The sequence below is a fragment of the Stenotrophomonas sp. 2YAF22 genome (assembly GCF_052114665.1).
In the GTDB taxonomy this organism is placed as follows: domain Bacteria; phylum Pseudomonadota; class Gammaproteobacteria; order Xanthomonadales; family Xanthomonadaceae; genus Stenotrophomonas; species Stenotrophomonas indicatrix.
Map to the genome: position 1 here is coordinate 1 of NZ_JBFRFE010000722.1, position 1,941 is coordinate 1,941.

Here is a 1,941-nt window from a genome sequence, read left to right on the forward strand (position 1 = left end):
GCCAAATGAACATGCTTGCCTGGCGCATTACCGTGCCAGCCGCCGAAATGGATCGCATTGATCGTGCCCGATACGCCGGGCAGGCGCAGTTCCAGCTTCAGATGCCGTTCCTTCAGCACGCGCCAGTTGGCCACCTCGAAATGGCCGTCGAACAGCGGCTCGGGGAACCCCTGCCCCCATGGCCCGGCCAGGCGCAGTGCATCGGCATGGCGATGATCGAGTTCGTCCGCGGCCAGTTCGCCGTCGCTGAGCACCTGCTGCTGCAGTGCAGCCGGGTCGAGCATCTCCAGCACGGTGGCGACGAACGCGGCTTCGAAGGCAGCCAGATGATCCAGATGCATGCTCAACCCGGCGGCCATCGCGTGACCGCCGAAGCGCTCGATCAAGCCGGGATGGCGTGCATCGACCAGCGCCAGCGCATCACGGATATGCAGGCCGGCGATCGAACGCGCCGAGCCGCGCAGGGTGTCGGCGCCCGGCTCGGCCGGCGCGAACGCGATCACCGGCCGATGCAGGCGATCCTTCATCTTTGAAGCAACCAGGCCAACCACGCCGGGGTGCCAATCGGCATCGAACAGGCAGGCTGCCACCGGGCGCTGCCCTGCGGTATCGAGCACCACCCGCGACAGCGCGTGTTCGGCGTCATCGGTCATCGACTGCTGGACCGCACGCCGCTCGGCGTTGATCTGTTCGAGCGTCTGCGCGATGTCGCGGGCCTGCCGCGGATCTTCGGTGAGCAGCAGGGCGATACCCAATGCCATGTCTTCCAACCGACCGGCCGCGTTCAAGCGCGGGCCAAGCCCGAAGCCGATGTCGGTGGCGGTCAGGCGTGCAGCATCGCGACCACTGGCTTCGATCAGTGCCTTCAGGCCGACGCAGCCCTGGCCATTGCGCAGCCGGCGCAATCCCGCGCTGACCAGGGCGCGATTGTTGGCATCGAGCACCACCAGGTCGGCCACTGTGCCCACCGCCACCAGGTCCAGCAGCGTGGTCAGGTCCGGCCCTTTGCCATTGGCAAATACCCCCGCTTCGCGCATCTGCCGGCGCAGCGCCATCAGCACGTAGAAGATCACGCCGACACCGGCCAGCGCCTTGCTGGGGAAGGCGTCGCCGTCGAGGTTGGGGTCGACGATGACATCGGCCGGTGGCAGCAGTGGACCGGGCAGATGGTGATCGGTCACCAGCACCTGCCAGCCACGCGCCTTGGCCGCGGTCACGCCGGCATGGCAGGCAATGCCGTGGTCGACGGTGACCAGCAGATCCGGCTGCAGCGCAGCCAGCTCGTCCACCAGTGACGGCGACAGACCATAGCCGTGCACCATGCGGTTGGGCACTGCGTGGAAGACGTGCTGCGCGCCGAGCATGCGCAGACCGCGCACACCGACCGCGCAGGCGGTTGCGCCGTCGCAGTCGAAATCACCGACTACCAGGATGCGCTTGTCGGCGGCGATGGCTTGCACCAGCAGGTCCACTGCCGCGTCGATGCCGGTCAGCAGTTCCGGCGCATGCAGGTTGCCGAGCTTGGGCAGGGCCAGCTCCGGCGTGTGCGCACCACGTGCGGCATACAGGCGGGCCAGCAGCGGCAGCGTGCCCTCCGGCCAGCTACCGGGCACGACCGCATCGCGACGGCGGATCATCGGCGTATCGGAAGACGGCAGCACAGCATCGGCGGCAAGGGACATCGGCATCGCCGGGTTGCGGAAGACCCACGCATGATACCCCGCGCAGCTCGCCAGGCTCTTCCGGGCTTGGCGCAGGCGTGGTGATCGCCCATGCTTGTTCGCTTCTGAAACGGAATTCGCCATGTACCGCCTGCTGTCCGTACTGCTTGCCAGCCTCCTGCTGCCACTTGCTTCCCAGGCGGCAAACACGCCGCCAACCCCCGGTATCGAGTTCGTACACCACGACTGGTTCCTGGCCTGCGACAACACCGGCACCTGC

General features: G+C 67.4%; 1 protein-coding gene. It reads right to left on the reverse strand.

Annotated elements, in window-relative coordinates:
• Window positions 1–1,682, reverse strand: a 1,682-nt coding sequence (gene recJ, locus AB4Y84_RS20390; RefSeq protein WP_442250788.1) for a single-stranded-DNA-specific exonuclease RecJ, incomplete at its 3' end; no start/stop codon positions are given.
• Window positions 1,683–1,941 lie beyond the last annotated feature (259 nt).